General features: G+C 61.1%; 15 protein-coding genes. 11 read left to right on the top strand and 4 right to left on the bottom strand.

Features of this window, described 5'->3' with window-relative positions; translation table 11 throughout:
- A partial coding sequence (locus KGB14_RS21160) for a retention module-containing protein (RefSeq protein WP_223488645.1) occupies positions 1–8,225 on the bottom strand: 8,225 nt, incomplete at its 3' end.
- A gap of 357 nt (positions 8,226–8,582) precedes the next feature.
- On the opposite strand from KGB14_RS21160, the gene KGB14_RS21155 reads away from it, so the two are divergent.
- From KGB14_RS21155 to KGB14_RS21140, 4 genes are all read left to right on the top strand, one after another.
- Positions 8,583–9,935, top strand: coding sequence for a TolC family outer membrane protein (locus KGB14_RS21155; RefSeq protein ID WP_223488644.1), 1,353 nt, complete (start codon positions 8,583–8,585; stop codon positions 9,933–9,935).
- Positions 9,936–9,974: 39 nt separating this feature from the next.
- The gene (locus tag KGB14_RS21150; RefSeq protein WP_223488643.1) at positions 9,975–12,131 is read left to right on the top strand and encodes a type I secretion system permease/ATPase; all 2,157 of its coding nucleotides are present in this window, start codon (positions 9,975–9,977) and stop codon (positions 12,129–12,131) included.
- Positions 12,121–13,488 carry an HlyD family type I secretion periplasmic adaptor subunit gene (locus KGB14_RS21145; RefSeq protein ID WP_223488642.1) on the top strand — a complete coding sequence of 456 codons (1,368 nt, stop codon included), beginning with the start codon at positions 12,121–12,123 and terminating at the stop codon, positions 13,486–13,488. Before KGB14_RS21150 ends, KGB14_RS21145 begins: the two co-directional genes overlap by 11 nt.
- Positions 13,489–13,647: 159 nt before the next feature.
- A complete protein-coding gene (locus KGB14_RS21140) occupies positions 13,648–15,069 on the top strand; it encodes an efflux transporter outer membrane subunit (RefSeq protein WP_223488641.1) in 1,422 nt (473 codons plus the stop codon).
- Here KGB14_RS21140 and KGB14_RS21135 read toward each other — a convergent pair.
- The gene (locus KGB14_RS21135; protein WP_223488640.1) at positions 15,050–15,739 is read right to left on the bottom strand and encodes an NYN domain-containing protein; all 690 of its coding nucleotides are present in this window, start codon (positions 15,737–15,739) and stop codon (positions 15,050–15,052) included. The genes KGB14_RS21140 and KGB14_RS21135 overlap by 20 nt on opposite strands.
- A 496-nt stretch (positions 15,740–16,235) precedes the next feature.
- Here KGB14_RS21135 and KGB14_RS21130 point away from each other — a divergent pair, with 496 nt between their 5' ends.
- Genes KGB14_RS21130 through KGB14_RS21115 form a run of 4 tightly spaced genes read left to right on the top strand, consistent with a single transcriptional unit; the run spans position 16,236 to position 20,941 of the window.
- Positions 16,236–17,018: an efflux RND transporter periplasmic adaptor subunit gene (locus KGB14_RS21130; protein WP_223488639.1), complete on the top strand. Its 783-nt coding sequence runs from the start codon at positions 16,236–16,238 to the stop codon at positions 17,016–17,018.
- Positions 17,015–18,334 carry an efflux RND transporter periplasmic adaptor subunit gene (locus KGB14_RS21125; protein WP_223488638.1) on the top strand — a complete coding sequence of 440 codons (1,320 nt, stop codon included), beginning with the start codon at positions 17,015–17,017 and terminating at the stop codon, positions 18,332–18,334. Before KGB14_RS21130 ends, KGB14_RS21125 begins: the two co-directional genes overlap by 4 nt.
- Positions 18,335–20,431, top strand: coding sequence for an HlyD family efflux transporter periplasmic adaptor subunit (locus KGB14_RS21120; RefSeq protein ID WP_223488637.1), 2,097 nt, complete (start codon positions 18,335–18,337; stop codon positions 20,429–20,431).
- A gap of 12 nt (positions 20,432–20,443) precedes the next feature.
- A complete protein-coding gene (locus tag KGB14_RS21115) occupies positions 20,444–20,941 on the top strand; it encodes a GNAT family N-acetyltransferase (RefSeq protein WP_223488636.1) in 498 nt (165 codons plus the stop codon).
- Between the two features lie 115 nt (positions 20,942–21,056).
- Here the strand turns inward: KGB14_RS21115 and KGB14_RS21110 are convergent, their stop codons facing one another.
- Together KGB14_RS21110 and KGB14_RS21105 are read right to left on the bottom strand one after the other, a co-directional pair.
- On the bottom strand, positions 21,057–21,368 hold the full coding sequence (locus KGB14_RS21110) for a DUF6916 family protein (protein WP_223488635.1): 312 nt from the start codon (positions 21,366–21,368) through the stop codon (positions 21,057–21,059).
- A 56-nt stretch (positions 21,369–21,424) separates the two neighbouring features.
- Complete coding sequence (locus tag KGB14_RS21105; protein ID WP_223488634.1) at positions 21,425–22,012, bottom strand: phage tail protein; 588 nt, start codon at positions 22,010–22,012, stop codon at positions 21,425–21,427.
- A gap of 247 nt (positions 22,013–22,259) precedes the next feature.
- On the opposite strand from KGB14_RS21105, the gene KGB14_RS21100 reads away from it, so the two are divergent.
- The 3 genes from KGB14_RS21100 to KGB14_RS21090 all read left to right on the top strand — a co-directional run.
- The gene (locus KGB14_RS21100; protein WP_223488633.1) at positions 22,260–23,831 is read left to right on the top strand and encodes a glycosyltransferase family 39 protein; all 1,572 of its coding nucleotides are present in this window, start codon (positions 22,260–22,262) and stop codon (positions 23,829–23,831) included.
- A 150-nt stretch (positions 23,832–23,981) separates the two neighbouring features.
- Positions 23,982–24,827, top strand: coding sequence for a sulfotransferase family protein (locus tag KGB14_RS21095; protein ID WP_223488632.1), 846 nt, complete (start codon positions 23,982–23,984; stop codon positions 24,825–24,827).
- 50 nt (positions 24,828–24,877) lie between these two features.
- On the top strand, positions 24,878–26,077 hold a 1,200-nt coding region (locus KGB14_RS21090), incomplete at its 3' end, for a DUF4347 domain-containing protein (protein WP_223488646.1).

Here is a 26,077-nt window from a genome sequence, read left to right as displayed (position 1 = left end):
GTGTCTTTGTAAACGTCATCGGATGGAGCCGGGACGGTCACGGTGCCGGTGGTTTTACCGGCATCGATGGTGATCACGGCGCCGTTGCTCAGCGTCACGGTCACTGGCGTGCCGGCGGCGTTGGTCAAGGTTGCGGTGTAAACGATGGAGCCGCCTTCAGCCACCGAATCGGTCGCCGACAGGCTGAGGGTGGTGGTGTCAGCGGTGTCGGTCACCGAGGTATCCGCCGACTTGCCGTCGACTTCCAGCTTCTCGTAGTTACCGCCCTTGGCGTCGTCGATCTTGACGCTCAGAGAGTTACCGCCAGCCAACGCATCGTTTGGCGCGGTGAAGTTGACAGAACCGCTGCTTGAGCCGACCGGGATGGTAATGGTCTGGCCGTTGGACAGGGTTACGACGACTGGCGAGCCGGTGACCGGAGCAGACACCGAAGCGGTGTAAACGACGGTCCCGCCTTCGGCGACGCTCGTGGTCGCAGTCAGCGAAACGGTGCTGGTGTCGATGGTGTCGTTGACGGTGGTGACCGCTGCCGCTGGGCTGGTGGCCAGGTTTTCAAAGTTGCCGCCGGTTGCGTCTTTGATGGTCGCTTCAACGGTGCCGGCGTCTTTATAGACGTCGTCCTTCGGCGCATCGACGGTTACGGAACCGGTGGTTTTGCCTGCTTCGATGGTGATGACGGCGCCGTTGCTCAGCGTCACGGTCACCGGAGTGCCGGCGGCATTGGTCAGGGTCGCGGTATAAACGATGGAGCCGCCTTCGGCCACCGAGTCGGTTGCCGACAGGCTGAGGGTGGTGGTGTCTGGTGTGTCGGTCACCGAGGTATCCGCCGACTTGCCGTCGACTTCCAGCTTCTCGTAGTTACCGCCCTTGACATCGTCGATCTTGACGCTCAGGGAGTTGCCGCCGGCCAACGCGTCGTTGGGTGCGGTGAAGTTGACACTGGCACTGCTCGAACCGACCGGGATGGTGATGGTCTGGCCATTGGACAGGGTCACAACCACTGGCGAACCGGTGACCGGGGCCGAGACGGACGCGGTGTACACCACGGTGCCGCCTTCGGCGACGTTCGCGGTCGCAGTCAGCGAAACGGTGCTGGTGTCGATGGTATCGGTGACGGTGGTGACCGCTGTCGCTGGGCTGGTCGCCAGGTTCTCGAAATTGCCACCGGTGGCGGTGGAGATGGTCGCCTGGACCGTGCCGGTGTCTTTGTAAACGTCATCGGATGGAGCCGGGACGGTCACGGTGCCGGTGGTTTTACCGGCATCGATGGTGATCACGGCGCCGTTGCTCAGCGTCACGGTCACTGGCGTGCCGGCGGCGTTGGTCAGAGTCGCGGTGTAAACAATGGAGCCGCCTTCGGCGACCGAGTCAGTCGCGCTCAGACTCAGAGTAGTGGTGTCCGCGGTGTCGGTCACCGAGGTGTCTGCCGATTTGCCGTCGACTTCCAGCTTCTCGTAATTACCACCCTTGGCGTCGTCGATCTTGACGCTCAGGGAGTTGCCGCCGGCCAACGAGTCGTTGGGTGCGGTGAAGTTGACACTGGCACTGCTCGAGCCAACCGGGATGGTGATGGTCTGGCCGTTGGACAGGGTTACAACCACTGGCGAACCAGTCACCGGAGCAGTGACGGACGCGGTGTACACCACGGTGCCGCCTTCGGTCACGCTCGAAGTGGCGGTCAGATTGACGGTTGAAGTGTCGATGGTATCGGTGACGGTGGTAACCGCTGCCACTGGACTGGTGGCCAGGTTTTCAAAGTTGCCGCCTGCGGCGTCTTTGATGGTCACTTCGACCTGACCGGCGTCCTTGTAGACGTCGTCCTTCGGCGCATCGACGGTCACGCTGCCACTGGTGGCGCCGGCGGCGATGGTGATGACGGCGCCATTCGACAGGGTCACGGTCACGGGTGTGCCGGCCGCATTGGTCAGGGTCGCGGTGTAGACGATGGAGCCGCCTTCGGCGACCGAGTCAGTCGCGCTCAGACTCAGAGTAGTGGTGTCCGCAGTGTCGGTCACCGAGGTGTCCGCCGACTTACCGTCGACCTCCAGTTTCTCGTAGTTACCGCCCTTCGCATCATCAATCTTGACGCTCAGGGAGTTACCGCCGGCCAGGGCGTCATTTGGAGCAACGAAGTTGACAGAACCACTGCTCGAGCCGACCGGGATGGTGATGGTCTGGCCGTTAGACAGGGTGATGACAACTGGCGAACCGGTGACCGGTGCGGAGACGGACGCGGTGTAAACGACGGTGCCGCCCTCAGCCACAGTGCTGGTCGCCGTGAGGTTCACGGTCGAAGTGTCGATGGTATCGGTGACGTCGGTAACCGCCGCTGCTGGGCTGGTCGCCAGGTTTTCGAAGTTGCCGCCTGCAGCATCCTTGATGGTCACTTCCACTTTTCCGGCGTCCTTATAGACGTCGTCTTTTGGCGCATCGACAGTCACCGAACCGGTGGTTTTGCCCGCTTCGATGGTGATCACGGCGCCGTTGCTCAGCGTCACGGTCACCGGAGTGCCGGCGGCATTGGTCAGAGTCGCGGTGTAAACAATGGAGCCGCCTTCGGCAACCGAGTCAGTCGCGCTCAGACTCAGAGTAGTGGTGTCGGCGGTGTCGGTCACCGAGGTGTCTGCCGACTTGCCGTCGACTTCCAGTTTCTCGTAATTGCCACCCGTAGCGCCGTCAATCTTGACGCTCAGCGAGCTACCGCCCGCCAGCGGGCTGTTTGGTGCGACAAAGTTCACACTGCCGGTGGTTTCGCCGACCGGGATGGTAATGGTCTGGCCGTTGGACAGGGTGACGACGACTGGCGAGCCGGTGACCGGAGCAGACACCGAAGCGGTGTAAACCACGGTGCCGCCTTCGGCGACATTCGCAGTGGCTGTCAGTGAAACGGTGCTGGTATCGATGGTGTCATTGACGGTGGTCACCGCAGGCGTACCGCTGGCGACCAGGTTCTCGAAGTTGCCGCCGGTCGCGCCTTTGATCGTCGCTTCGACGGTGCCGGCGTCTTTGTAGACGTCGTCTTTAGGTGCGTCGACGGTCACGGAACCGGTGGTTTTACCCGCTTCGATGGTAATGACGGCGCCATTACTCAGCGTCACGGTGACCGGAGTGCCGGCCGCATTGGTCAGGGTGGCGGTGTAGGTGATCTGGCCGCCTTCATCCACCGAGCCGGTGGCGGTCAGCGACAGGTTGGTGGTGTCAGAGGTGTCGGTCACCGAGGTGTCCGCCGACTTGCCGTCGACTTCCAGTTTCTCGTAATTACCGCCCTTGGCGTCGTCGATTTTGACGCTCAGGGAGCTGCCACCGGCCAGGGCATCGTTCGGTGCAACGAAGTTAACAGAACCGCTGCTTGAGCCGACCGGGATGGTAATGGTCTGGCCATTGGACAGGGTCACGACGACTGGCGAACCGGTGACTGGCGCCGACACGGACGCGGTGTAAACCACGGTGCCGCCTTCGGCGACGGTGGACGTCGCGGTCAGGTTTACAGTTGAGGTGTCGATGGTGTCAGTCACATCGGTGACCGCCGCCGCTGGGCTGGTCGCCAGGTTTTCGAAGTTGCCACCCGCAGTATCCGTGATGGTCACTTCCACTTTTCCGGCGTCTTTGTAGACGTCGTCTTTCGGTGCGTCGACGGTCACAGAGCCGGTGGTGGCGCCGGCAGCGATGGTGATCACGGCGCCGTTCGACAGGGTAACGGTGACCGGTGTGCCGGCGGCGTTGGTCAGGGTTGCGGTGTAGACGATGGAGCCGCCTTCAGCGACGGAATCGGTCGCGCTCAGGCTGAGGGTGGTGGTGGTGGTGGTGTCCGCCGTGTCGGTGATCGAGGTGTCTGCCGACTTGCCGTCGACTTCCAGCTTCTCGTAGTTGCCGCCCTTGGCGTCGTTGATCTTGACGCTCAGAGAGTTACCGCCAGCCAACGCGTCATTCGGCGCGGTGAAATTGACGCTGGCGCTGCTCGACCCGACCGGGATGGTGATGATCTGGCCGTTCGACAGGGTGACAACCACCGGCGAACCGGTGACTGGAGCAGACACGGACGCGGTGTACACCACGGTGCCGCCTTCGGCGACGTTCGCGGTCGCAGTCAGCGAAACGGTGCTGGTGTCGATGGTGTCGTTGACGGTAGTGAACGCAGGCGTATTGCTGGTTACCAGGTTCTCGAAGTTGCCGCCGGTTGCGTCTTTGATGGTCGCTTCAACGGTGCTGGCGTCTTTGTAGACGTCGTCCTTCGGCGCATCGACGGTTACGGAACCGGTGGTTTTGCCTGCTTCGATGGTGATGACGGCGCCATTGCTCAGCGTGACGGTGACCGGTGTGCCGGCGGCATTGGTCAGGGTCGCGGTGTAGACGATGGAGCCGCCTTCGACCACCGAATCGGTCGCCGACAGGCTGAGGGTGGTGGTGTCAGCGGTGTCGGTCACCGAGGTATCCGCCGACTTGCCGTCGACTTCCAGCTTCTCGTAGTTGCCGCCCTTGGCATCGTCGATTTTCACGCTCAAAGAACCGCCGCCAGCCAAGGCATCGTTCGGCGCGGTGAAGTTGACGCTAGCGCTGCTCGAGCCAACCGGGATGGTGATGGTCTGGCCATTGGACAGGGTCACAACCACTGGCGAACCGGTGACCGGTGCCGACACCGAAGCCGTGTACACCAGGGTCCCGCCTTCGGTGACGTTCGTGGTCGCAGTCAGCGAAACGGTGCTGGTGTCGATGGTATCGGTGACGTCGGTAACCGCTGCCACTGGACTGGTGGCCAGGTTTTCAAAGTTGCCGCCTGCGGCATCCTTGATCGTGACTTCGACTTGGCCAGCGTCCTTGTAGACATCGTCCTTCGGTGCATCGACAGTCACGCTGCCACTGGTGGCGCCAGCGGCGATGGTGATCACCGCGCCGTTCGACAGGGTCACAGTCACCGGCGTGCCGGCCGCATTGGTCAGGGTGGCTGTATAGGTGATCTGGCCGCCTTCATCCACCGAGCCGGTGGCGCTCAGCGACAGGTTGGTGGTGTCCGGGGTGTCGGTCACCGAGGTGTCCGCCGACTTGCCGTCGACTTCCAGTTTCTCGTAATTACCGCCCTTGGCGTCGTCGATCTTGACGCTCAACGAACCACCACCGGCCAGGGCATCGTTCGGCGCAGTGAAGTTGACGCTGGCGCTGCTGGCACCAACCGGGATGGTAATGGTCTGGCCGTTGGACAGGGTGACGACCACCGGCGAACCGGTGACCGGAGCAGACACGGACGCGGTGTAAACCACGGTGCCGCCTTCGGCGACATTTGCAGTGGCTGTCAGCGAAACGGTGCTGGTATCGATGGTGTCATTGACGGTGGTCACCGCAGGTATGTCGCTGGTGACCAGGTTCTCGAAGTTGCCGCCGGTCGCGCCTTTGATCGTCGCTTCGACGGTGCCGGCGTCCTTGTAGACGTCGTCTTTTGGCGCATCGACGGTCACCGAACCGGTGGTTTTGCCCGCATCGATGGTGATCACGGCGCCGTTGCTCAGCGTCACGGTCACCGGAGTGCCGGCGGCGTTGGTCAGCGTTGCGGTGTAGGTGATCTGGCCGCCTTCATCCACTGAACCGGTGGCGGTCAGCGACAGGTTGGTGGTGTCCTGGGTGTCAGTAATCGAGGTGTCCGCCGACTTGCCATCGACTTCCAGCTTCTCGTAGTTGCCACCTTTGGCGTCGTCGATCTTGACGCTCAGCGAACCGCCACCGGCCAGGGCGTCATTCGGAGCAACGAAGTTGACAGAACCGCTGCTCGACCCGACCGGAATGGTGATGGTCTGGCCGTTCGACAGGGTCACAACCACCGGCGAACCGGTGACTGGCGCCGTAACGGAAGCCGTGTACACCACGGTGCCGCCCTCGACAACGTCCGCGGTAGCCGTCAGCGAAACGGTGCTTGTATCGAGGGTGTCGGTCACGCTGGTGACCGCTGCCGCCGGGTCCGTCACCAGGTTTTCAAAGTTGCCACCGGTGGCGTCCTTGATGGTCACTTCAACCTGGCCGGCATCTTTATAGACGTCATCGGCGGGGGCGGCGACGCTCACGCTGCCGGTGGTGGCGCCGGCAGCGATGGTGATCACCGCGCCGTTGCTCAAGGTCACGGTGACTGGCGTGTCGGCCGCATTGGTCAGGGTCGCGGTGTACAGAATCTGACCACCTTCGGCCACTTCGGTGGACGCCGACAGGCTCAGGCCAGTGTCGTCTTTCGAATCGGTAATGGTGGTGAGCGCCGGCTCGGTGCTCGGGGTCAGTTGCTCGAAATTGCCGCCGGTGGTGCCGGTGATCGTAGTGCTGACGGTGCTGCCATTGTTGTAGACGTCGTTGGCCGGGGTATCGACAGTCACGCTGCCCGTGGTCTTGCCCGCTTCGATGGTAATGACCGAGCCGTTGCTCAAGGTCACGGTCATCGGCGTGCCGGCCGGGTTGGTCAGGGTGGCGGTGTAGGTGATCTGACCGCCTTCGACGACAGTACCGGTGGCGCTGAGGCTCAGGCCGGTGTTGTCGATCGAGTCGGTGATGGTGGTGACGGCCGGCGTGGTGCTCGGTACGAGGTTCTCGAAATTGCCGCCGGTAGCGCCAGTGATCGTGGCGCTGACGGTGCTGCCGTTGTTGTAGACGTCATTGGCCGGGGTTTCGACGTTCACGGAGCCGGTGGTTTTTCCGGCTTCGATGGTGATGGTCGAACCGTTGGACAGGGTCACGGTGACCGGGGTCTGTGCCGGGTTGGTCAGGGTGGCGGTGTAGGTGATCTGGCCACCTTCAGTGACACTGCCGGTGGCGGTCAGGGTCAGGCCCGTAGTGTCGACCGAGTCAGTAATGGTGGTGACCGCCGGCGTCGGGTTCGGCACCAGATTTTCGAAGTTGCCGCCGGTAGCGCCGGTAATCGTGGTGCTGACGGTGCTGCCATTGTTGTAGACGTCGTTGGCCGGGGTATCGACGTTCACGGAACCGGTGGTTTTACCGGCTTCGATGGTGATGGTCGAACCGTTGGACAAAGTGACGGTGACCGGCGTCTGTGCCGGGTTGGTCAGGGTCGCGGTGTAAGTGATCTGACCGCCTTCGGTCACAGTCGAGCCGGCCGTCAGCGTGACGGTGGTGGTGTCGACCGAATCGGTAATGGTGGTGACCACCGGGGTCGGGTTCGGCACCAGATTTTCGAAATTGCCGCCGGTAGCGCCGGTAATCGTGGTGCTGACGGTGCTGCCATTGTTGTAGACGTCGTTGGCCGGTGTCGGAACGTTCACACTGCCGGTGGTATTGCCAGCGGCGATGGTGATGGTCGAACCGTTGGACAGGGTCACGGTGACCGGCGTCTGCGCCGGGTTGGTCAATGTCGCGGTATAGGTGATCTGGCCACCTTCGGTGACGGTCGAGCCCGTTGTCAGTGTGACGGTGGTGGTGTCGACGGTGTCGGTGACCTGGGTCACGGCCGGAACGGTGGGCGGGGTGACGACGATACCGCTGCCGCCCGTGGTGCCGGTGACGGTCACGTTGATCTGGGTTGGATCGTTATAAACCGTGTCGTTGGGTGCCAGCGGAACGTTGACGGTGCCGGTGGTCTGGCCGGCTGTGATCACGATCACCGAGCCGTTGGACAGGGTGATGGTCAGGTCGGTCAGCGGCGCCTGGGTCAGGGTCGCGGTGTAGACCAGCACCCCGCCGGCCTCGGTGATGGTCGGCGTGGCGCTCAGGCTCAGGGTCGATTCGCGCAGGGCGTTGGTGCTGGTGTCGGACGTCTGGCCGCCGGTGGTGTTTTGTGTTGCCAAAGCGGCAGTGCCGAGGCCTGCGGTCGGGAAACCAATGGTCGGGTCGACCCGGCCAGCGGTTGCATCCAGCACCACGAAGCTATGGCCACCACCGGCAGCACCACCCGTGCCCGCAGCGGTAGGGCCGGCGGCGGTGGCTTCAAGAGCGGTGGTCGGGTCGACGCCGGCGGCGATGGCTTGCTGCAATTCGTCAACCGATGGCGCGGCTTGTGCAGTGGCTTGCGCAAGGTCGGTGCTGGAATCCGGATTGCTGCCGCTCCACTGCGTGTCGCGGCCCAGGTCCAGGGTCCGGCCGTCAGCCAGTTCGAGTGTGATGGCACCGGCGGCGCCGGTGTCTACCTGATCGCCCACCAACAACCGGTCGCCTTCAACGAGTACGCGGCGGATGCCCTCTGGGGACACCGCGAAAACCTGACCAACAATGCTTTTGACGATGGCAACAACACTGCTCATTGAAGACTCTCCGGGTGTCACGTTCAGTTGACTTCCATGAACCGCTCGGGCGTGTTCGCCGATCGGGGCTGGACGTTCTTACAAAATTCGATACACAACTTTGACGCTGAAATCGTCAATAATTTGGCTATATTTTTTCGAAATTAACTTTATGCCAAACTATTGACCTTATGGGAGCCATCCTAAACAATCGCCCCAGTAATGTCACATTGATATTTAAGCGGCGACCTGTCCTACAGTGTGTGATCCAGTTCCGATTTTGAACTTTCCGACATACGGTCATTCCGGTTGCCATCATCCGATGCAGTGCCACGTTCTGCAGTGATTCAAGACAAGAAGTCCCGGGAAATTCCAACTATGCGTTTGCACCTGTTCAAGGCTCTACCCTTCGCCCTTGCCGCCAGCTTTGTTCAGGCGCAAACCCTTCCGCAGGCCATGCAACAGGCACTCGATGTCCATCCGGAGATCCAGGCAGGGGTCAACAGCCGATTGGCCGCGGATTATCAGTTAAAGGCCGCCAAAGGTGGATACCTGCCACGGGTCGATCTGCTGGGCGGTTATGGTCGTGAGGGCACCGACAGCGTCACCACCCGTGCCGCCGGCAACAACAATCACTGGGAAACGCTGAACCGGAGCGAGTCAAGTTTACGTCTGTCGCAGATGGTTTTTGACGGTTTTGCGACGTCCAGCGAAGTGGGGCGTCAACAAGCCACCGTTAATTCCCGCGCTTATTCTTTGCTGGGCACGTCGGAACGTACCGCCCTGACCGTCGCTCAGGTCTATCTCGATGTGTTGACCCGCCGCGAGTTTGTGCGCCTGGCAGAAGATAATTTAAAGAGTCACGAACGGATTTTTGATCAGATCAAGTTGCGCACCCAGCGTGGTGTGGGCAGCGGTGCCGACCTCGATCAGGCTGAAGCCCGTGTGGCCCAGGCCCGCAATAACCTGATCACTGAGCAAACTAACCTGGCTGACGCCGAGACCAACTTCCTCAGCGCCGTCGGCCAGATGCCCGATCAACTGGAGCGGCCCGCCGATTTCATGGCGCTGTTGCCGGCCAACCTGAACGAAGCCCGGGCGCAGATGCTGGAAAACAGCCCGATCCTGCGTTCCGCCGAGTCCGATATCGCTGCCGCCGAGAAGCAGTACGAAGCCGCCAAGTCGAGCTTCTACCCGCGCTTCGATGCTGAATTGGGTCGCACCGCCGACAACGATATCGATGGTCAGAACGGTCACAACAACGAATGGCAGGCCATGCTGCGCATGCGCTTCAACTTGTTCGCCGGTGGCAGCAACAAGGCTGACCTGGAATCCAAGTCCTACCTGTCGAACCAGGCGCTGGATATTCGCAACAACGCCCTGCGCGTATTGAACGAAGAGTTGGGCCTGGCCTGGAATGCTTTGAACAACGCCAACGCCCAAGTGCCAATCGCTCAGCAATATGTCGATCGCAGCACCAGCGTGCGCACTGCGTATCAGAAGCAGTTCAGCCTCGGCGAGCGGACCTTGCTCGACTTGCTCGACAGTGAAAACGAGCTGTTCAGCGCTTCCCGTCGGCTGGCCGAGATCAAGAACATTCAGTTATTTACTCAATATCGAATCAAGGCGACCATGGGCGAATTGCTCAAAAGTCAGGGCGTAGTCGCACCATTGGCATCCGTTGTGCAGAGCGACGTGAAGCCCAAGGTTCAACTGCCCGGGATGAATTGAGTCCTGCCCCTTTTCAATCGTTAGCCAAGAGTGTCGAGCGTGGAATCAGAAGTCAGTCGAGTTCAACTCATTCATGATCCACGCGCGCTGCACGACGATCCATTACTGGACGGCCTGCTAGCCCTTTGCACGTTGCACCAGAAACCGGCCAGCGCCGCGATGCTGACCACCGGCCTGCCGTTGCCCAAACAACGCCTGAGCGTCGAACTGCTGCCCCGCGCGGCTGCTCGCGCCGGGCTGCAAGGGCGGGTGCTGCAACGCAAACTGGAGCAGATTCCGGCGATTGCCATGCCGGCGCTGTTGCTGCTCAAGGATGGTCGCAGTGCGGTGCTGCTTGGCTGGCAAGGTGAAGACCAGGCCCGCCTGCTGCTCAGCGAAAGCGATGGGGGTGAGGTCTGCGTCAGCCGTGAACTGCTCGCCGACGACTACATCGGCAAAGTCTTCTTCGCCCAACCCCAACACAAATTCGACGTCAACCACGGCACCCTGATCCCCCGTGCGCGCTCGTGGTTTCGCGACACCCTCAAGCGTTCGCGCTGGCTGTATGCCGACGCCATCGCCGCCAGTTTTCTGATCAACATCATTGCCATGGCCGCGCCGCTGTTCGTGATGAATGTCTACGACCGCGTGGTGCCGAACCAGGCCGAGTCGACCCTTTGGGTCCTGGCCATCGGCATCACGGGCGCTTATGTGTTCGACCTGATCCTCAAGAGCCTGCGCAGCCTGTGCCTGGATTTGGCCGGCAAGAAAACCGACCTGATCATTTCGGCGACGCTGTTCGAGCGCATCGTTGGCATGGCCATGAAGTACCGCCCGGCCCGGGTCGGCAGCTTCGCCCAGAACATCCATGAGTTTCAGAGCCTGCGGGACTTCCTCGCGTCGCTGACCCTCACCAGCCTGATCGACCTGCCGTTTACGCTGTTGATCTTCATGGTCATCGCGATTCTGGGCGGGCATCTGGTGTGGATTCCGGTGCTGGCGTTCCCGATTGCCCTGCTGATCGGCTATGCCTTGCAGAAGCCGCTGGTGGCGACCATGGAACGAACCATGGCCCTGGGCGCCGAGCGTCAGTCGAGCCTGATCGAAACCCTCGCGGGTCTCGACGCGGTGAAGGTCAACAACGCCGAAAGCGAACGCCAGTATCAGTGGGAGCAAACCATCGGCACCCTCAGCCGCCTCGAGCTGCGGGTGAAAATGCTGTCCGGCCTGGCGATGAATATCACCTTGCTGATTCAGCAACTGGCCGGGGTGATCATGATCGTCTTCGGCGTGTACCAGATCATCGACGGCCACCTGAGCATGGGCGGCTTGATCGCGTGCTACATGCTCAGCGGCCGTGCCCTCAGCCCGTTGGCTTCGTTGTCCGGTCTGCTGACCCGCTACCAGCAGGCCCGCGTAACCATGACCTCGGTCGATCAGATGATGGAGCTGCCTCAAGAGCGCAATTTCGACGAGCGTCCGCTGAGCCGCAAAGTGCTGCAAGGCGCTATTGAATGCCGTCAGATGAGCTTCACCTATCCGAACCAACAGAACGCCGCGCTGAAGGGCATTAACCTGATCATCAAGCCCGGCGAGAAGATCGGCATCATCGGTCGTAGCGGCTCGGGCAAAAGCTCCCTGGCCAAACTGTTGGTGGGGCTCTATCAGCCGGACGACGGCGCACTGCTGGTGGACGGTGTGGATATTCGTCAGATCGACGTCAGCGAACTGCGCCACAACATTGGCTACGTCCCTCAGGATATCCAGTTGCTCGCCGGCACTCTGCGCGACAATTTGGTGTCGGGCGCGCGTTATGTCGAAGACGAACTGGTGCTGCAAGCCGCGGAACTGGCCGGTGTCCACGAGTTCGCCCGTCTGCACCCGCAAGGTTATGAGCTGCAAGTCGGTGAGCGTGGGCAGAACCTGTCCGGCGGTCAGCGCCAGAATGTCGCCCTGGCCCGAGCGCTGCTGCTCAACCCGCCAATCCTGCTGTTGGACGAACCGACCAGCGCCATGGACAACACCGGCGAAGAACGTCTCAAGCAACGCCTCGCTGCCGTGGTTGAGAACAAGACCGTGGTGCTGGTGACGCACCGGGCTTCGTTGTTGTCGCTGGTGGATCGCCTGCTGGTGATCGACCGTGGGCAGATACTCGCCGATGGCCCGAAAGCCGCCGTGATGGAAGCGTTGAAGAAGGGGCAGATCAGTGTTGCTTAAGTCCGGGGTCAAAGATTCCATCCGCCGCTACTTCAAAGGCTCCGCATCGCTGCAAGGCCAGCCCCTTCCCGAGGTCAACAAAGCGCTGATCGAAGACGCTCCGCGCGTGGTGCGATTAACGATCTGGGCGATCATCGGCTTCTTCGTGTTCCTGATGCTCTGGGCCAACTTCGCGGTGATCGATGAAGTCACCAAGGGCGACGGCAAGGCGATTCCATCGTCGAAGATCCAGAAAATCCAGAACCTTGAGGGCGGCATCGTTTCCGAGCTGTTCGTCAAGGAAGGGCAAATCGTCGAAGCTGGCGCGCCGCTGATACGTCTGGACGACACACGGTTCGCCTCCAACGTTGGCGAAACCGAGGCCGATCGGCTGTCGATGTTGCTGCGTGTAGAGCGCTTGAGCGCCGAGGTCGATGACCGTCCGCTGAACTTCCCCGCCGATGTGCTCAAGGCGGTTCCCAAGCAGGCCGCCAGTGAAGAGTCGCTGTACATCAGCCGTCGTCAGCAATTGCACGATGAAATCGGTGGCTTGCAGGAGCAGTTGATCCAGCGTCAGCAAGAGCTGCGTGAATTCACCTCCAAACAGGCTCAGTACCGCAGTGGTCTGGCCTTGCAGCGTCAGGAAATCAACATGTCCGAGCCGTTGGTGGCTCAGGGCGCGGTGTCTCCGGTGGAGGTTTTGCGACTCAAGCGCGCCGAGGTTGAAACCCGCGGGCAGCTGGACGCCACCACCCTGGCGATTCCTCGCGCCGAGTCGGCGATCAAGGAAGTGCAGCGCAAGATCGACGAGACTCGCGGCAAATTCCGCAGCGAAGCCCTGACCCAACTCAACGAGGCGCGCACCGATCTGAACAAGGCCCAGGCCACGGGCAAGGCGCTGGAAGACCGGGTCAGCCGGACGCTGGTGACATCGCCGGTGCGCGGCATCGTCAACAAGTTGCTGGTGAACACCATCGGCGGCGTGATTCAGCCAGGCAGCGATCTGGTGGAGATCGTTCCGCTGGACGACACCTTGCTGGTGGAAGCCAGGATTCGCCCGCAAGACATCGCGTTCCTGCACCCGGGGCAAGACGCCACGGTGAAGTTCACGGCTTACGACTACACCATTTATGGTGGGTTGAAGGCCAAGCTTGAGCAGATCGGTGCCGATACCATCACTGACGAAGACAAGAAGACCACGTACTACATCATCAAGTTGCGCACAGATCGCAGTCACTTGGGGACGGATGAAAAACCGTTGCTGATCATCCCGGGGATGGTGGCGTCGGTGGATATCATTACCGGCAAGAAGACTGTGCTCAGTTATTTGCTCAAGCCGATTATTCGGGCTCGGGCCGAGGCGTTGCACGAGCGGTAGTTTTTCAGTGCGGTTGATAGCCCCTTCGCGAGCAGGCTCGCTCCCACATTGGATCTAGGCAAAGCACGGATTTATGGAACAGAAAAAGCCCCCCTGTGGGAGCGAGCCTGCTCGCGAAGAGGCCGGTGGCCCCAACTTACCTTCGGCACTTTACTGGTCATGAGTCTTTCGGCCTGCACCGTCGGCCCGGACTTCCAGAAGCCTCAGCCACAACAAGTGGCCGAATGGTCGAAACCGGCCAAAGCCGCCGCCAGTGAAGCGATAACAACCGACATGAACGAACGCTGGTGGGAGGTATTCCACGACCCGAAACTCTCGGCCCTGACCCAGCGCGCCCTGACTGACAACCTCGACCTGAAACTCGCCAGCAGCCGCTTGCAGCAAAGTCGCGCCGCACGTCAGGTGATCACCGCCAACCGCTACCCCAATACCGCTGCCACTGGCAGCTACGGGCGCAAACGCAACAGCGGTGAAGGCCTGAACGATCCATCCGGCAATAACGGCGACTCAGCATTCAACCTATGGGACGCAGGCTTTTCCGCTTCCTGGGAACTGGATTTCTGGGGCCGTGTGCGCCGCGAAACCGAAGCCGCCGATGCCTCGCTGGAAGTGGCGGAAAACGATCGTCGTGGTGTGCTGCTGTCGGTGCTCGCCGAAACCGCTCAGGACTACATCCAGCTGCGCGGTGTGCAAAGCACCCGGGCCGTCACCGAGCAGAACCTCGACGTCGCCCGGCACAGTTTGAAACTCTCGCAACTGCGCCTGGCCGACGGTGTGGCGACGGATCTGGACGTTGCCGAAGCCGCTGCGCAAGTCGCGGCCATCGAATCACGTTTGCCGGCGCTGGAGCAGCGTCAATCACAACTGATCAATGCCCTGAGCCTGTTGATGGGCGAACCGCCGCAAGCGCTGTCCGCCGAGTTATCCACAGACGCCCCCGTGCCGCAAACCCCACGTCAAGTCGCCATCGGCTTGCCGTCGCAATTGGCTGAGCGCCGCCCCGATATCCGTCAGGCCGAAGCTCATCTGCATGCCGCGACCGCCAGCATTGGCGTGGCCAAAGGCGACTTTTATCCGCGGATCACTCTGTCGGGCAACATCGGTTCGCAAGCCATGCAACTGAGCGATTTCGGTTCCTGGGGCTCGCGCGCGCTCGGCATCGGTCCCCAGTTCAGCCTGCCGCTGTTCGACGGCGGTCGCCTGCGGGGCATGTTGCACCTGCGCGAAGCCCAGCAACAGGAAGCGGCCCTGGCCTATCAGCAAACCGTGTTGCGGGCCTGGCATGAAATCGACGATCAACTCACCGCCTACAACGCCAGCCAACTGCGCCGCGACAGCCTTGCCGAAGCCGTGCGCCAAAACCAGATCGCCCTGCGCACCGCGCAGCAGCAATACGTCGAAGGGGTGGTGGATTTCGTCAACGTCCTCACCGTACAAGGCGAATTGCTGGCGACCCAGCAGCAGTGGGTCGAGAGCTCGACCGGGGTGTCGTTGGCAATGGTTGGCTTGTATAAGGCGCTGGGTGGGGGTTGGGAGTCGGTGTATCCGGTGGGAGGTGCCGTTACCAATAATCCGGTTTGATCGCGGGTTTCTTACGAGTAGGTACGCGAACTGGAAACTGGTGCGATTGCAGCTCTTCTGAGGTTACGACACGTCGCATCCAGTGCGAGTGCTCCTTTAAGGAGCCAGGCGATGGACGGTTTAGCTCGGCTCGATGAGGAAGAATGACTCCAACTCTCATGTCAGGGAAATCTTCTTGAATGGCTCTCAGGGCTGGAGTCATGTCTGTGTCACTGGATACCAGGACTAGCTGTTCGATTTGCTCATCAGAATGGAGCTGGGCCTGTCTTGCTGCGGTGCGATACATGCTGATTGCTATGTGGACATCCGTTTCTTTTTCTTCAAGCTTCCAGATGTCGATTTTGTCTTGGCGAGAGGCAGCCGTTTTTCTATCAATGAAGCGAGGTGCTTTAGCGGGCTCAAGTTTATGACGACCATAGTGAACGGCAATATTGGTCGCTTTTAAAGCACGTACATAAGTGTCTTGGGCTTCTTTGGAGACTCTGCCGCGAGTGGCAAGTTCTGGTTTGACGGATGAGGTGAAGTAATCAACCGAGATGAGTGAGCTTTGTGGGTTCTCGATGTGGGCGACATGACCCAGCAAGCCTTTGAGATTGAGCCATTTATATGGAGTACCCGCAAGCAATCCATAGAACACGTTGTAGCCATCAACAAAGAAAGCGGTACGCACAAACTCAATCCTCAGAAACGAAAAAACCGGCCTAGGCCGGTTTCTTCACCACCAACTGCCAGTGAATTTAATCTCTGCGTACGGGGTTCAGTAGGGCGATCCTAAGTCGAGTTAACGATGACGTCAACCGTTGACTGACCAAGGCATTACTCGGAGGGACATCCCCAGCGCCGGCAAGCCAGTTTTGTGCATTTGTCTGGTTGATGGTCAAGCCATTCCTGGACCCATCTATTAGTGATTGTTACGGCGGAAACGGTAGATATGCCGTTGTGTTTGTAGGGGATGAAATGTCTATTGCCGAATTCGTTTTTGATCGAATGGTCGTTCCTGATTTCTTGTGGGATTTATTACCGATACTCATTGATCTTGGGAATCAACGGGCGCACTGAAAATTTCGTCCTTTTTGAAACATTACATTTCCAATCAATGATGGCCATCCGCTTGACGCTCACCCCTGCTGTCGTAGACTCCGCTCATCCGTCAGGGAGTTACGGTTATGCGGCGTTTTCGTGTTTGGGTTGCGGGATTAACCTTTGTAACGTGCGTAGTACAGGCGCAAACGCCTGCGCCAGACGATCCATTGCTGCAAAGCAGCGCGGTCGGCGGGGAGGCGTCAGCCAGCAGTGAAGCCCGTGGTGTGCTGCGAGCCCGGGATCAGGCGGTGCTGGCCAGCGAGTTGTCCGGGCGGATTGTCGAGTTGCCGTTCAGTGAGGGCGAGTCGTTCAAAAAGGGCGACACCCTGGCGCGGTTTGATTGTTCGGCCTATCAGGCCCAGCTCAACGCGGCTCAGGCCGCCAGCCGTGGTGCGGGTGAGGAGCTGGCGCACAACAAACAACTGGCGGCGTTGAATTCGGTCGGGCGTTTTGAAGTGGCGCGGGCCGAGGCCAAGGTCAGCGAGATTCAGGCGCAGTCCCAGGTCTATCAGGTTCAGGTCAAACGCTGCAGCGTGGTCGCGCCGTTCGACGGTCAGGTCGTCGAGCGCAAGGTCAAACGCTATGAAAGCGTTGCCGCCGGTGCGCCGTTGCTGGACGTGGTCGATAACCGCACTCTGGAAATACACCTGTTGGTCCCGTCGCGCTGGATGGGCAAGCTCAAGCCCGGCCAGACGTTCAGTTTTGTCCCCGATGAAACCGGTCAGCCACTGGATGCCACGGTCAAACGCCTCGGTGCGCGGATCGATGAAGGCAGCCAGACCTTGCTGTTGGTGGCGACGCTGCCCAATGCCAAGGGATTATTGGCCGGCATGAGCGGAACGGCACGTTTCGCGGAGCTCAAATGAACGCGCCGGTGACCGGCGGCGCCGAACAGGTGTTCGCAAGGTTTCTTGACCTTGAACGCCAGACCCGCGCCGCGCGCACGCCTTCGCAGCTGGCTTACAGCCTGGTCAACGACGGCCAGGCGCTGTTCGGTTTCCGCCATGCCGCGTTGTTGATCGCCGGCAAGGTGCAGGCGGTCACCGGTGTCAGTGCCGTGGAACCGAATGCGCCGTTCGTGGCGTTTGTCGAGCAAGCGGTCGCGCAGCTGTTCAAGCTTGAAGTGCTGAAACAGGCGCGGGTGATCACGCCCGATCTTCTCAGTGAATCGATTCTGGCCGATTGGCAAAGTCTGTCAGCCGCCCAGGTGTTCTGGCTGCCGCTGATCGATCATCAAGGCCAGGTGTTCGGCGGTCTGTGGCTGGCGCGGGATGTGCCGTGGAACCCTTCCGAGCAAGTGCTGCTGTCGCAACTGGGCGACACCTACAGCCACGCCTGGCTGGCGCAGCAACCGCGCAAACCCTGGCGACTGCGCTGGACGCGCAAGCGTCAGGTGGCACTGGTTGCCGTGTTGTTGCTTGGATTGCTGATCCCGGTGCGCCAGTCGGTGCTGGCCCCGGCCGAAGTCGTTCCGTTGGGCGGCCGGGTGGTCGCGGCGCCGCTGGACGGGGTGATCGCCGAATTCCTGGTCAAACCAAACCAGACAGTGAAAACCGGTGATCTGCTGCTGCGCTTCGAAAGCACCACGCTCAAGGCTCAGGCCGATGTGGCCGAGCGCGCCCTGGGCGTTGCCGAAGCGGAACTCAAGGCCAATTCCCAACGCTCCTTCGCCGATGCCGAATCCAGTTCGAAGATCGATCTGCTGGCGGCCCGCGTCGAGCAAAAGCGCGCCGAACGGGATTACGCCCGTGAACTGCTCAAACGCAGCGAAGTACGCGCCGAGCGGGACGGCATCGCGGTGTTCGCCGACGCCGAACGCTGGACCGGCAAACCGGTGCAGACCGGCGAGCGGCTGATGGAAATCGCCGACCCGAACCAGGCCGAGTTGCGCATCGAATTGGCCGTGGGCGATGCTATTGCCCTCGAGCCGGGGGCGCAGGTCGCGCTATTCCTCGACAGCGATCCGTTACAACGCCACCTGGCCAAACTCGAACGTTCAGCCTACGAAGCGCAGCCTACCGCTGCCGGACAATTGGCTTATCGACTGGATGCGACGTTCGACGCCGCACCGCCACGCATCGGCTTGCGCGGCACCGCGAAAGTCTTCGGCGATCGTGCGCCGCTGGCGTTGTACCTGTTACGCCGGCCACTGGCTGGGTTGCGTCAGAGCGTGGGCCTTTAGATGAGCCTGCCGAGCCTGCGGGCAGACCTGCAATTGTCGACGGCGGCCCCGGCCCTCGACGGATCGCCACGCTGGACCCTGGCCGACCCGGTGCGTGGGCGCTATTTCAAACTCGGTGCGGCGGCGATGCGCCTGCTGCGCCATTGGTCCCTCGGCGATCCGGAGCAAGTGCTGCGTGCCGCCAACCGCGAGCCAGGACTGCCGCTGGATGGCGCGGCGCTTGAGCAATTACTGGAGTTTTTGCGCGGTCACGACCTGATCAGCGCCCTCGACCCGTCGCAGCGCGCCAGTTACAGCCTGAAGGCCGCGGCTCAGCGCCAGAGCCTGTGGAAAATCCTGCTGCATCAATACCTGTTTTTCCGGATTCCGCTGTGGCGCCCGGACGCCTTTCTCAATCGCGTCTGGCCGTGGCTTGAGCGTTTCGGCCCGCGTGCATTGCGCTACGGATTGCCCGCGACGTTGGGGCTCGGGGTGTTTCTGGTGTCGCGGGACTGGCAGCGGTTTATCGCCACCTTTCCGCACCTGTTCAGCCTCGGCGGTGCGCTGGCGTTTGGTGTGGCGCTGTTTTTCGCCAAGCTTTGCCACGAATTCGGCCACGCCTTCATGGCCAAGCGCGCCGGTTGTCGGGTGCAGAGCATGGGCGTGGCGTTCATGGTGCTGCTGCCGATGTTTTACACGGATGTCAGCGATGCCTGGCGTGTCAATGATCGACGTGCGCGGCTGCTGATCGGTGCCGGTGGGGTGCTGGCGGAACTGGTGTTGGCGTGTATCGCGCTGCTCGTCTGGTCACTGCTGCCTGACGGCCCCGGGCGCACGGCGGCATTCATGCTCGCCAGTGCGACCTGGATCACCACGCTGGTGATCAACCTCAACCCGTTCATGCGGTTCGACGGCTACTTCTTGCTCAGCGATCTCTGGGAAGTGGACAACCTCCAGGGGCGGGCCTTTGCCTTGTGCCGCTGGCGGCTGCGCGAGTTTCTGTTTGGCTACGCCGCCCCGGCACCGGAGCCGTGGTCGCCGAAGATGCAGCGGCGTTTGTTGATCTGGGGGTATGGCGCGTGGTTGTGGCGCGCGGCGCTGTTTTTCGGGATTGCGCTGGCGGTCTATCACCTGTTCTTCAAGGTGTTGGGGATCTTCCTGATGCTGGTGGAGCTGGTGTGGTTCATTTTCCTGCCGATCCTGAACGAGTGGCGGCAATGGTGGAGCCGTCGCGAACAGGCGCATGCGCCTCGGGTACTGCTCAGTAGTCTGGCTTTGCTCGGGCTGTTACTGCTGCTGGTGTTGCCTTGGCGCAGCGCGGTGGAGCTGCCGACGATGCTCGAGGCCGGACGCGCCAGTGCCCTGTACGCGCCGGTGGCGGCGCGGGTCAAAACGTTGAATGTGCACGACGGCCAGATCGTTGCTCAGGGTGAGGTGCTGATCGAGCTGGAGTCACCGGATCTGGACTCACGCCAGGCCATCGTCCGCCGCGAGATCCAGATCCAGCAATTACAGATGCGTCGTCAGGCCGGCCGCAGCGAAACCGCCGCTGACGCCGGAATCGTCGAACAGCGCCTGGCTGAAGCCGTGGCCGAATACCGAGGCCTGGCCGCCCAGCGCGAGCGTCTGCTATTGCGCGCACCCCACGCCGGTAAAGTGCGCGATGTGCTGCCACAGTTAACGGTCGGCCGCTGGCTTTCGACCAAGGATCCTTTGGCCCGTGTGGTCGAGGACGGCGCGCGGTTGCGCGGTTATCTGGCCGAAGCCGAACTCTGGCGTGTCGCTCCGGGTGCCAGCGGACGATTCATCGCCGATGACCCGATGCACCCGGCAATCGCCGTGCAATTGACCGAAATCGATACCAACGGCGTGGCTTATGTCGATCAGGAAGCGCTGACCTCTGATCACCACGGGCCGATTGCCGTACGCCGGGACCCGCATCAGCGCGCCGAGCCGGTACAGGCGCAGTACGGCGCGCGATTGAGCATCCTCGAAAGCACCCCGACACCGGTGCAACCGTTGCGCGGCATTGTGGTGTTGCAGGGCAGCGGCGAGTCGTTGCTGGGTGTTGCCTGGCGGCGCATGGCGGCGCTGGGGGTCAGGGAAAGCGGTTTCTAAGGGAGAACAGCGATGGCGAGCAGCAATTCAGTGGCGGCGGACGGCTTGGTGGTCAGGCCTTCGCGGACCAGCGATGGACCTTTTCTGCACAGCCTTTACCAGGCGGCACGCCCTGATCTGCAATGGATCGATGGTGAGCAGGAGGTGGTTGAGCAAGTGGTTGCCCAGCAGTTCAAGGTGCAGGAACAAGGGCTGGGGGAGAACTTCCCTAACGCCATGCATTACGTGATCGAAAAACTCGACACGGCCATCGGTGCACTGACCACCGATTTCGGTCTCAATGAAATTCGCGTGCTGTACCTGGCGTTCATCCCACAGGCCCGGGGCAAGGGTTACGGTCGGACGGTGCTGCAAGGCGTGCAAAAAGCCGCGCAGCAAATCCGCTGCCCGGTGGCGACGGTGGTCTGGGCCAACAACCCCCATGCGCGCCAGCATTACCTGGCGTTGGGGTTTCAGGTTGAAGAGCGCAACCCGGCGGCGGAGCGGTTGGTGTGGTATCCACAGGGTTGAACCCCACAATCCCGTGTAGGAGCTGCCGCAGGCTGCGATCTTTTGATCTTAAAAGAGCAAGATCAAAAGATCGCAGCCTGCGGCAGCTCCTACATAAGGCGATCGGCGTCGCTCTTCAATTGAAGGCGATGTAGAAGTACCCCAGTTGCGGATCACGCCCCATGGCCGGCACTCGGGAGACAAAGATATCTTCTACCCGGCCCAGCTCCGGCAACTCCAGTGCGCACAAGCCATCGACAAACCCGGTGGGTTGCAGGCTGTTGAACTCGACGCTGAATGGCACGCGTTCGCTGTTTGGCAGCTGTGAGCGGGGCGTTTCTTCAAGCGTGTCGATATGGATCGGCAATTCACTGCCATCGGGCAGCCGCAGCGTTCCCGTCTTGCCCAGCAGTACCCGAAAGTGTTGGCTTTGAACCTGTTGCAGCATGGCATCACTCCATAAAGCAAAAGTGGCCGGGGGATTTGCATCCCCCGGCCAGACCCTCAGTTACGCGAAGGGAAAAGACCGTTCAGGGCGATGCTGAAGTTGAGCACCAGGAACGGGTTCATCACCTCCATGGGCAAACCGTTGCCGGCGGACGAGATTTCCCCCGTTACCGAAGTGGCCACGCCCTTGAGCGGCACGGCCGCGGCTCCTTGCTGATCGGAGTAAATACTTGCCGAGCCGGGCCCGCCGCCCGAGGCACCGATGTAGGAGTTGGTCGCGGTCGGGTTGGTGACCGGGTTGCTCGCCGGGCTGGCCAGTTGCAGGGTAGTGGTGGCCGTGAGCCCGGACATGGCGTGGGTGTGGTTGGGCAGGTTAGTGATGGTCGCGGTGACGTTCTCGGTCCCGGAGACTTCGCCGATGACGCGCGGGGTCAGGCCCAGGCCATTGCCCATCGCGACCGGCATGCGACCTTGCAGGTTGGGTAGCATGAAGTTAGTGGAGCCATTGCCTCCGAAGTTGACGCCCAGTAGTGCGAAAACTGTGTTGTATTGCGCGATGCTCAGCGTTTGGCCGTTGCATAGGGCCCAGCCGTTGGGCGCGAAGTTAAAGGCGAAAGGCTGGATAGTGCCAATGAATACTTCCATGGTTCCTTATCCCTCAGGTTAGTGTCTGATGTGTCACGTTGCAGGCCCGGTTATCCGGGCAGTTCGCGGTGATCAGCCGACTCCTTTTTATCTCCGTGGCTGGGTCACGCCACGCCAAAGCGTAGACGTTGATCGGAATGATTGCCGGACGTCGTGAGTCGCAAGGCCAGCATCGACGTCGGGCTCGCGGCTGTCCTACAGTGATTGGGAAGTTTGGGTTTTAACTGGATCGTGGCAAGGGGAGGCAATGGAGGCGCGCAGAGAAACACCGCTTGGCGATACCCAGGATCCGCACGCAACGCCGGGCTCGTGGGCGGGTGCCCAACGCTTGCTTCGATGGGCGCGGGAGCACTGGCTGTTGCCGATTCTTGCAGTGGCCGCGCTGATGCGTTTTTACGACCTGACGGCGGCGGCGATCTGGGGCGACGAAGGTTCCAGCCTGTTGTTGAGCCAGTATTCCCTCGCCGGGATCTGGCAACACGCAGCCCATGATGTGCACCCACCGCTGTATTTCATGCTACTGCACGGCTGGATCGAGCTGTTTGGCGACGGTATTTTTTCGATTCGCATCCTGAGTGCGCTGCCGGGGATTGCCACGGTTGGGCTCGGCGTCTGGCTGGTGGACCTGCTCGCGACTCGCCGCGCCGCGTTACTGGCCGGTGTTCTGCTGGCGCTGTTGCCTACGGCGGTGCGTTACAGCCAGGAAGTGCGGATGTATTCGCTGCTGGGGCTGTGGCTGATCGGTGCCACGATCGCCCTGGTGTGCTGGATAAAACGCCCGCAACGCACGCGCTATCTGGTGATTTACACCTTGTTGATGAGTGCGGCGTTCTACACCCATTACTTCACGGCGCTGTGCGTGCTGTGTCACTGGCTGTATCTGGGAGTGATTCGCGTCCAGCCAGGGTATCGTTTGCGGCACATTCAGCGCTCCGGCTGGTGGCTGGCCAATATGGCCATTGTGGCGTTGTACTTGCCGTGGGTGCCCAACCTGTTCGATCTGACCCAGCACATGGATCAGCTCAAGGCCAATGGTGATGTGGGATGGGAGCTCCCTGTCACGCTCGGCTCATTACCTTCGATGATCTGGTCGTTCCTGATCCAGGACGACGACGAGAGTCTGCCCACGCTGATTTTTATTGCGTTGCCACTGGCGTTGCTGGCCCTGACGGGGGTGGCGCTGGCGCGGGACCGCAGTGTTTTCCGTGGCAGTGCGCTGGTGGTGATCTACACCATTGTTCCGTTGTTGCTGGTGTTTGCGGTGTCGTTCATATCGCCGGTGTTCGTCGAGCGTTACCTGACCGCTTATGCCCTGGGCTTGCCGATGATTGTTGCGCTGGCCATCGACCGCTTGTACGCAGACTTCAGGGTATTGGCGCTGGCAGTACTGATGCTGTTTGTCGGCGTCGAACTGGTGGGTTTGAAGAACAACACCAACGTGGATACGAATGATCAGGTCAATGTCATGGTCAACTACGTGAACCAGCACTTCACGCCCGGCGACCGCATCGTCATCAGCGACATGCTCTGGTACCTGAGTTATGTCTATTACAACCGGGCAGGCACCCAACCATTGCTTTACACGCCGCCGTTGGCCGATGGCAGGTCGGGCAGGCCGAACACTTACGGCTTTGGCACGCTGGTGACCAATGACATTTATCTGGATAGCCTCGGTGGCTTGCCCAAAGGTAATGGTCGCGTCTGGTTGATCGGTACCGCCGATGTGCCGGACGAGTTCGCCCCCTTGCCCCAGGGCTGGCAACGCGTCAGTGAAACCGGGGCGGGAGGCGCCAAGGCACGTTTGTTTGTGCTGAAGTAATCCGGTGTTTTCAAGGCTTAAACGATTCATCTTTCAATCGCATATATGAATCTATTTTTTCAGTCGATTTATCTTTAATTTGATATCAAAACACCACTAGTCGTAAGGCCATTCATGGTCTACGCTGCGCATACAAAGGACTGATGACGGGTGAATGGATTGCAACAGTTCCACTTTATCTCCGGCTTGCCGCGGTCGGGCTCGACCCTGCTTTCTGCCATTCTTTTGCAGAACCCACGCTTTCATGCCGGCATGACCAGCCCGGTGGGCGCGCTCTTTTCCGGTGTTCTGGAACAATGCAGTGCCGGCAGCGAATTCGGTGCGGTGATCGACACCAATCTGCGTCGCCGTCTGTTGCGCGGTCTGTTCGATTCTTTCTACGCCGACAAGGCCGACAAACCGGTGGTGTTCGACACGAACCGCCTGTGGAGTTCGCGTCTGCCGGCGATCAGCGATCTGTTCCCTCAAGCCAAAATCATTGCCTGCGTGCGCAATGTCGCCTGGGTCATGGACAGCATCGAGCGCTTATACCGCGCCAATCCCTTCGAAAACACCAAGCTGTTCGGCGATGCGGTCGAACGCAACACGGTCTATAGCCGCTGCGAAACCCTGGCCCAGCGCAATCGGCTGGTGGGTTTTTCCTGGGCCGCCCTCAAGGAAGCCTATTACGGCGAACACGCCGACTCGTTGCTGATCATCGATTACGACCTGCTGAGTCAGGCGCCGGAGCGGGTGATGCGGCTGGTCTACGACTTCATCGGCGAGCCCTGGTTCGAACATGATTTCGATCATTTGGCCTATGACGCACCGGAATTCGACCAAGCCCTTGGCCTCTCCGGGCTGCACAAGGTGAAGGCCAAGGTTCAATTGCAGTCCAGGCGCACGATCCTGCCGCCGGACTTGTTCAAGCAATACGCCGAGTTGTCCTTTTGGCTCGATGGCTCAGCCAGCGCCGCCAATGTCATTCGTATGAAAGCCGACGCCGCGATCAGTTGATCGCGGCGTTTTCATTGATGCGTCAGAAAGTTCGAGTCCGGGTGAGCAGCATGTGGTGGAGCAAAGGCAAGTCGCGGGTTACCGAAGGCGCGCGAGCGCTGGCCTCGCCAATGATCATGTCCCTGGAGCCACGCATGCTGTTCGACGGCGCGGTGGCCGCCACGGTAGCCGATACCGCCCAGGCTGACAGCCATACCACCGCCGAAGCGGTCAAGGCGCCGACGGCCGATCAACCGGTCGCCAGCAAGGACACCCATGGTCAGGCCGATGCCACGCCAGCGCCAGCACCCGCTGCGGTACCGGGGCAGAGCGTGGTGTTCGTCGATTCGCGCGTCAAGGACGCCGACAGCCTGCTTAAGGGCGTCGCACCCGGTACTCAGGTGGTCCAGTTGGACGCGAGCAAGGACGGCTTGCAGCAAATTGCCGACTACCTCGATCACCATCAGGGCATCAGCTCGGTGCAGATTATCGCCCACGGCAACGCGGGCGATCTGTGGCTGGGCGACAGTTATCTGTCGGCCGACAACGTCGCGGCCCGCAGCGCGGTACTGGCGCAAATCGGCAAGGACATGAACGTCGGCGGCGACATCATGATCTACGGCTGCTACACCGCCGAAGGTGAGCGTGGCTTGAGTTTTGTCGACTCGCTGGCGCAATTGACTGGCCGCGATGTGGCCGCTTCCAGCAATCGCACCGGGGTCGGTGGCGACTGGAATCTGGAAATTGCCACCGGCAACATCGAAAGCGCCAACGTGCTCTCGACCACGGCCATGAGTGACTATCAGTGGGGGCTGGCCACCTGGACCGCCACCAACAACGCCAACACGGGCGTCGGCTCACTGCGTGCGGCCCTCGCCTCGGCGCAGAACGGCGACATCGTCACCTTCAGCAGCAGCATGACGGTGCAGCTGACCTCCGAACTGCTGATCAACAAGAACATCACCGTTGATGGCGACTTGAACAACGACGGCGCGGCGGATGTGACTCTCGATGGTCAGTACAGGACCCGAGTCATTGAAGTGGCGTCTGGCAGCATCGTGACGCTCGATGGTCTGGTGATCACCCGGGGTCTGGTGTCGGGCACGGGCGGCAACGGTGGCTACGGTGCCTCGGGCGCGATGGCCGGGGGGATTTTCAACGCAGGGATTCTGACCCTGAGAAACGTGACCGTGACCTCCAACGCCGCTTCCGGTGGCGGCGGCGGCGGCGGTGTCACGGGCGCTTTTTACGGCGGTGGCGGTGGTGGTGGC

This window comes from Pseudomonas sp. A-RE-19 (assembly GCF_019956555.1).
In the GTDB taxonomy this organism is placed as follows: Bacteria; Pseudomonadota; Gammaproteobacteria; order Pseudomonadales; family Pseudomonadaceae; genus Aquipseudomonas.
The sequence above is the reverse complement of the archived record's forward strand: the minus strand, read 5'-3'. Positions and strand labels throughout refer to the sequence as shown.